The 6608-nt window shown below is 43.2% G+C and carries 6 protein-coding genes; 1 reads left to right on the top strand and 5 read right to left on the bottom strand.

Translation table 11 applies throughout. From position 1 onward, the window contains the following. Positions 1-692 precede the first annotated feature (692 nt). Positions 693-1457 (top strand): TerC family protein, encoded by a 765-nt coding sequence (locus tag G3R49_RS18900; RefSeq protein WP_167870699.1) that lies wholly within the window; start codon positions 693-695, stop codon positions 1455-1457. A gap of 116 nt (positions 1458-1573) precedes the next feature. On the opposite strand, the gene ruvB is transcribed toward G3R49_RS18900, so the two are convergent. From ruvB to aspS, 5 genes are all read right to left on the bottom strand, one after another. Further along, the gene (ruvB, locus tag G3R49_RS18895; RefSeq protein ID WP_130597261.1) at positions 1574-2578 is read right to left on the bottom strand and encodes a Holliday junction branch migration DNA helicase RuvB; all 1005 of its coding nucleotides are present in this window, start codon (positions 2576-2578) and stop codon (positions 1574-1576) included. A gap of 58 nt (positions 2579-2636) precedes the next feature. After that, on the bottom strand, positions 2637-3254 hold the full coding sequence (ruvA, locus tag G3R49_RS18890) for a Holliday junction branch migration protein RuvA (protein ID WP_130603125.1): 618 nt from the start codon (positions 3252-3254) through the stop codon (positions 2637-2639). After that, positions 3251-3772: a crossover junction endodeoxyribonuclease RuvC gene (ruvC, locus tag G3R49_RS18885; RefSeq protein ID WP_130603123.1), complete on the bottom strand. Its 522-nt coding sequence runs from the start codon at positions 3770-3772 to the stop codon at positions 3251-3253. Before ruvC ends, ruvA begins: the two co-directional genes overlap by 4 nt. A 40-nt stretch (positions 3773-3812) precedes the next feature. Further along, positions 3813-4559 carry a YebC/PmpR family DNA-binding transcriptional regulator gene (locus G3R49_RS18880; protein WP_130603121.1) on the bottom strand — a complete coding sequence of 249 codons (747 nt, stop codon included), beginning with the start codon at positions 4557-4559 and terminating at the stop codon, positions 3813-3815. Positions 4560-4685: 126 nt separating this feature from the next. Further along, positions 4686-6467: an aspartate--tRNA ligase gene (gene aspS / locus G3R49_RS18875; RefSeq protein WP_167870698.1), complete on the bottom strand. Its 1782-nt coding sequence runs from the start codon at positions 6465-6467 to the stop codon at positions 4686-4688. Positions 6468-6608: the final 141 nt, after the last annotated feature.

Here is a 6608-nt window from a genome sequence, read left to right as displayed (position 1 = left end):
ATCCGTTAGTATTACGCGGCTTGCGCATCATATTGAAAACAGGAAATATTTTCAACTGCGCACAATGTATATTATGTTAAATAAGGTTTTAGGTAAATGATGGTAAGTCACTCTATCTCCACCAAGCTCGTCGTCATGCATCAGAATCATTTTCACTACGGTTCATGGTGCATCGCTAGGTGATTTAAAAACTAATCCAGTATTGTTGCTGTATTTTACTGTGAACCTACTTTATCTTTGTCGAGTTACTTTATTAAGGCCTGAGATTTAGCAACAAGTCGTATACTAATTAGCAAGTGAATCTACGAGTTATTGTAGTGTTTAACATATGGGTCTCTATCGGCTGTCATACAATACTTTGGTAAACAAAGATCTAGCTTCATAAAATACACTGAACTCCTGAATGTTTTATATGACGCGAAAAAATTACCTGATACTAAAATGCACAAACGGTTCGAGCTTTAATTAGTACGTTGACAATGTGTAAATTGGAGTTGAAAGATTGCATATTAAAATTTGTACTCTGAAAGCTTAAGTTATTGTATCAAGGTAGCTTTACTATGAATTACAATTGCTATGTGTGAATGTCTTGCTTGCTAACATTGAAGTCAAAAATTTCACATCAACAAGAAGGATATACCCTATCCTGCTTATATACTTACCCTTTAACGTAAAGATACGAGAATACATCAATGTTTGAATGGATCGCGAGCCCAGAAGCTTGGGTTGCATTAGCTTCATTAGTCGCACTTGAAATTGTGTTAGGTATAGACAACATCATTTTTATATCAATTCTTGTTGGGCGATTGCCGGAGCATCAAAGGAATCGAGCCCGCCAAATTGGCTTGGCATTAGCCATGGGATCACGACTAGCACTGTTGTTTAGCCTGGCCTGGGTAATGGGATTAGTTGAGCCCATATTCACGATATTTGGTAATGAAATATCGGGGCGCGATATCATCCTGGTGCTTGGTGGCTTGTTTTTACTGGCAAAATCTACCCATGAAATACATGCAAGCCTAGAAGTGGCTGAAGAATCAAAAGTTGCAACGGGCGCCGCTAGTTTTATGTCCATACTGGTACAAATTGCGATACTGGATGTGATTTTCTCATTAGACTCTGTGATCACCGCAGTTGGACTGGTTGATCACCTCAGTATTATGGTGATTGCAATTGTGTCGTCGGTTGGCGTGATGTTGATTGCGGCGAAACCTATTGGAGAGTTTGTTGATGCCAATCCAACGATTAAAATGTTGGCACTTTCATTCTTGATTTTGGTCGGCTTTACCTTGATTGCTGAGGGCTTTGAAGTACATATACCGAAAGGTTACGTTTACTTTGCGATGGCATTTTCATTTGTTGTTGAGTTGCTCAACATTAAAGCGAGAGCGAAGCGTGCTAAGAAAGTGGAGAACATTCAACTGACTAAAAAGGTGACTGAATCCAACGATAAATAATATCTTAAACAGAATAAAAAACGGCTCAATAACCCTATCATAGACTGAAGTTATTGAGCCATTTTACGTATTCTCTTTTAAGGCGCTCTGACTCATAGCCCTTTCGTTACGACGGTCTATTCTGGCTTCATAATATTAAAGTGCTCGTAAGCCCTTGCTGTGGCTATGCGTCCCCGAGGTGTGCGTTGTACAAAACCTTGCTGAATTAAAAACGGTTCAAGTACATCTTCAATGGTCTCCCTATCTTCACCGATTGCTGCAGCCAAGTTATCTAAGCCTACTGGACCACCCATAAACTTATCGATAATGGCTAATAACAACTTGCGGTCCAAATAATCAAAACCTTGCACGTCAACATCTAACATATCTAGTGCTTTTTGCGCGACATCTTTGGTAATGATGCCATCATGCTTTACTTCAGCATAATCTCTTACGCGGCGTAGCAAGCGGTTGGCGATACGCGGTGTACCTCGGCTTCTTCTGGCTATTTCGGCGCAGCCTTCAGCTTCTGTTTCAAGTTCCATTACTTTTGCAGAGCGACTGACAATACTGGTTAGATCTTTAATATTGTAAAACTCTAATCGTAGCGGAATACCAAAACGAGCTCTTAGCGGTGATGTTAATGCACCTGCTCGTGTGGTTGCGCCAATTAAGGTAAAAGGCGGTAAATCCAATTTTATTGAACGGGCCGCAGGGCCTTCACCAATCATGATATCGAGTTGGTAGTCTTCCATTGCAGGATAAAGGATTTCCTCAACAACTGGGCTAAGGCGATGAATTTCGTCAATAAATAAAACATCACCTTCTTCAAGGTTAGTAAGCAGTGCAGCCAAGTCCCCTGCTTTTTCAAGCACTGGCCCAGATGTGGATTTGATGTTGACGCCCATTTCGTTGGCTACAATCATCGCCAGCGTGGTTTTGCCCAGACCTGGAGGACCAAAAATTAACATGTGATCGAGCGCTTCACCGCGTTTTTTAGCTGCCTCGATAAATACTTTAAGCTGAGCGCGGGACTCATCTTGGCCGGTATACTCATCGAGCAGTTTTGGTCGCATTGCGCGATCAATCGTTTCATCTTGCCCTTGTAATTGAGGCTCTATTAAACGGTCTGCTTCAATCATTATTTGCTACCTATTGGGTTTGTTTTACTGCTAAGCCTTAACTAAATCTATTTGGTCTTTAAAGCATCGATTTTAGAGACGCTTTAATTAGCTGCTCAGAGTTCATACCTTCACTGTAAGCGCTTGCTACCGCCTTGCTTGCCTGTGTTGGTTTGTAACCAAGTGCAAGGAGTGCTGCAATCGCATCTTCTTCAACATTATCTTCAACTGGCGCAGGCGTGTAGTTTGACTGCAGTACAAACTCACGCTCAGAACCTGCAGATGCTTCAAGTAAAGTTTTAAGCTTGTCACGCATTTCAACCACTAAACGCTCAGCGGTTTTCTTACCGACGCCAGGCAGTTTCACCAGTGTTGCGATATCGTCACGTTCAACGCAGTTAACGAATTCGTTTGCCGTCATGCCTGATAAGATTGTCAGCGCAAGCTTTGGTCCGACGCCATTAGTTTTTATCAGCAGTCTAAACAGGGCGCGTTCTTGCTTTGACTTAAACCCATAGAGTAACTGGGCATCTTCTCTTACTACAAAATGCGTATATAAAGTGGTAGTTTGCTCAAGTTCAGGTAATTCATAAAAGCTGGTCATTGGCACTTGAAGCTCATAACCAACACCGTTTACATCCAGCACTATTTCTGGCGCTTGTTTTTCTACTAAAACGCCCGTTAATCGTCCTATCATTTATATCTTCCGTATGTTCTTTTGGCTGCGCTGCCGCCCATGGCGACAAGGCTTTGGCATGTATGATAATGGCAAACGGCAACAGATAAGGCATCTGCGGCATCGGCCTGTGGCGCGGCGGGTAATTTAAGAATCTGGGTGATCATATGTTGAACCTGCGTCTTTTGCGCCCGGCCAGTACCTACCACAGCTTGCTTGATTTGCGTTGCACTGTACTCGGCAACAGATAATCCTGAGTTGGTTGCCGCCACTATAGCGGCTCCCCTAGCCTGACCAAGCTTTAACGCTGAATCGGCATTTTTAGCCATGAATACCCTTTCAATCGCGAATTGCTCAGGTTGATACTGACGAATGATTTCGCTTACGCCTGTGAAGATCTGCTGTAATCGCGAAGCAAGATCATCACCCGATGTACGTATGCAACCACTGCCAAGGTATTTTTGGGTTCGCCCCTGACAGTCGATAATGCCATATCCAGTCAGGCGTGAGCCTGGATCTATCCCTAAAATTATTGCCATTATTGTTGTTATATTTGCTCTTGTTAACCTATTGTTTGCATTAACTTAGTTGCTGCATGACTTCATCTGAAATATCAGCGTTGTGATAAACATCTTGTACATCATCATGATCTTCAAGGTTATCAATAAGACGGAGAAACTTCTCTGCCGTTGAAGCATCAAGCTCAGACTTAGTCGACGCCACCATGGTCACTTCAGCGTTAATAGAGTTTAGCTCAGCTGCATCGAGAGCATCTTTTACACTGCCAAACGCTTCTGGTGTGGTATACACATCCATTGAGCCATCGTCATGGGTAATAACATCATCAGCACCAGCTTCTAAAGCAGCATCCATCAAGGTATCTTCATCTGTTTCATTATCAAATGAAATCACACCCTGTTTGGTAAATAGGTAAGCAACTGAGCCGTCTGTACCTAAATTACCACCAGATTTACTAAAAGCGTTACGTACACCAGAAACAGTGCGGTTTTTGTTATCAGTCATGGTTTCAACCATTACAGCTGTGCCGCCTGGACCGTAACCTTCATAAATAATAGTTTCTAACTGCTGACCTTCTAACTCACCGGCGCCGCGCTTGATGGCACGCTCAATGGTGTCACGCGTCATATTATTGGATAACGACTTATCAATAGCTGCGCGTAAACGAGGGTTAGAATCGGCATCTGAGCCACCTTCTCTTGCAGCAACGGTGAGCTCACGAATAAATTTAGTGAACAGTTTACCGCGCTTAGAGTCTTGCGCCGCTTTACGATGGCGAATGTTGGCCCATTTACTGTGTCCAGCCATAATCTTGCTCCTAGTGTAGGCATTTTTTAACTAATCAATGCCTAGAAAACTTATCTGCCCAACATATAAAAAAGCACGCACCTAAACAAGTTAAGTACGTGCTTTTAAAGTTAGTTTGCAGTTATTTTATTCAGCGTCTTGTTCTGGCTGTTTTTCAATAACTGACACACCCAGTTCAACAAGCTGTTGTGGGTTAGCAAAACCTGGCGCATTGGTTAATGGACAGGCTGCAGTAGTCGTTTTCGGGAACGCCATCACGTCACGAATTGAGCTAGCGCCAGTCATTAACATAATGATGCGGTCAAGACCGAAAGCAAGACCCGCGTGTGGCGGCGTACCATAGCGTAGTGCTTCTAGTAAGAAACCAAACTTGTCGTTCGCTTCTTGCTCATCAATACCTAAAATGTCAAACACAGTCGCTTGCATCTTGGCATCGTGAATACGCACGGAACCACCACCAAGCTCACAACCATTTAGCACCATGTCATAAGCATCAGAAACTGTGCCTGCAGGATCAGCCGCTAGCTGTTCTGGGGTTACACCGCGCGGCGCAGTAAATGGGTGGTGAACGGCATGCAAGCCGCCATTGATTTTTTCAAACATTGGGAAGTCTACAACCCAAAGTGGCTTCCACTCACCTTCAAGTAAGTCGAAATCTTCACCCGCTTTAAGGCGAAGTGCGCCCATGGCTTCAGCAACAACCGTTGCATTGTCTGCACCGAATAAGATAATGTCGCCAGTTTGTGCGCTAGTACGCTCTACAATTTGCTTAACGATATCTTCGTTTAGGAACTTAAGAATTGGCGACTGCACACCTTCCATACCTGCATCAAGATCGTTGATCTTCATCCAAGCTAAGCCTTTCGCACCATAAATGCCAACATACTTGGTGTAGTTGTCAATTTGCTTGCGAGATAGTGAAGCACCTGTTGGAATACGCAGCGCGGCAACGCGGCCTTCGGCGTCATTCGCTGGGCCACTAAATACTGCAAATTCAACGTCTTTAACTAAATCGGCAACATCGACTAATTCAAGCGGGTTACGCAAGTCAGGCTTGTCAGAACCAAAACGCGCCATCGCTTCTGAATATGGCATGCGCGGGAACTCACCTAAATCAACATTAAGTAAGTCTTTGAATAAACCACGTACCATTTCTTCAGTTTTTGCCATCACTTGTTCTGATGACATAAATGAAGTTTCGATATCGATTTGAGTAAATTCTGGTTGGCGATCAGCACGTAAGTCTTCATCACGGAAGCACTTAACGATTTGGTAGTAACGGTCGAAACCCGACATCATCAGCAGCTGTTTAAAGATTTGCGGTGACTGAGGCAATGCAAAGAATTGACCTTTATAAGTACGGCTTGGTACTAGATAGTCACGTGCACCTTCTGGTGTAGCTTTTGTCAGGATTGGCGTTTCCATATCAAGGAAACCATTATCATCTAAGAAGCGACGAACTGCGCTAGTCACTTTTGAGCGGAAGATTAAACGCTCGGCCATTTCTGGGCGACGTAAATCTAGGTAACGGTATTTTAGACGCTGTTCTTCACTATTATTTTGGTGGTTATCCATGCTTAATGGCAGCGGCGCTGCAGCATTGATAATTGTTAGCTCTTTACCTAATAACTCGACTTCACCCGTTTTCATGTCAGGGTTAATTTGGCTTTCAGGACGCGCACGCACTAAACCTTTAACTTGAACACAAAATTCACTACGCAATGTGCTAGCTACGTCAAACACATCTTTTAGATCTGGGTCGTAAACAACCTGAATTAGACCTTCACGGTCTCGTAAATCTAAAAATACTACGCCACCTAAATCACGACTACGATTTACCCAACCAACTAAGGTAACTTCTTGACCAAGATGAGACGTGTTGATGTCTCCACAATAATGACTGCGCATTGAACTCTATCCTTTATCCACAAGCGGGTGTTTGGAACTTTAATATGATTAAACCAGGCATTATATACTGCTATTTAAACGCAACCAACGCCTAACTGCGCAGTATGTTTGAGATTGGCTAAATAAACCAGCTTAACGATG

Origin of the sequence: Shewanella sp. WXL01 (assembly GCF_012263345.1) — a bacterium.
Classification (GTDB): domain Bacteria; phylum Pseudomonadota; class Gammaproteobacteria; order Enterobacterales; family Shewanellaceae; genus Shewanella; species Shewanella maritima.
This window is presented reverse-complemented; position numbering and strand designations above follow the sequence as displayed.

What these genes read in the sequence shown, in the direction of transcription:
- G3R49_RS18900 (WP_167870699.1), top strand. Translation starts at nt 693, where the DNA reads ATGTTTGAATGGATCGCGAGCCCAGAAGCTTGGGTTGCATTAGCTTCA.
- ruvB (WP_130597261.1), bottom strand. Translation starts at nt 2,578, where the DNA reads ATGATTGAAGCAGACCGTTTAATAGAGCCTCAATTACAAGGGCAAGAT.
- ruvA (WP_130603125.1), bottom strand. Translation starts at nt 3,254, where the DNA reads ATGATAGGACGATTAACGGGCGTTTTAGTAGAAAAACAAGCGCCAGAA.
- ruvC (WP_130603123.1), bottom strand. Translation starts at nt 3,772, where the DNA reads ATGGCAATAATTTTAGGGATAGATCCAGGCTCACGCCTGACTGGATAT.
- G3R49_RS18880 (WP_130603121.1), bottom strand. Translation starts at nt 4,559, where the DNA reads ATGGCTGGACACAGTAAATGGGCCAACATTCGCCATCGTAAAGCGGCG.
- aspS (WP_167870698.1), bottom strand. Translation starts at nt 6,467, where the DNA reads ATGCGCAGTCATTATTGTGGAGACATCAACACGTCTCATCTTGGTCAA.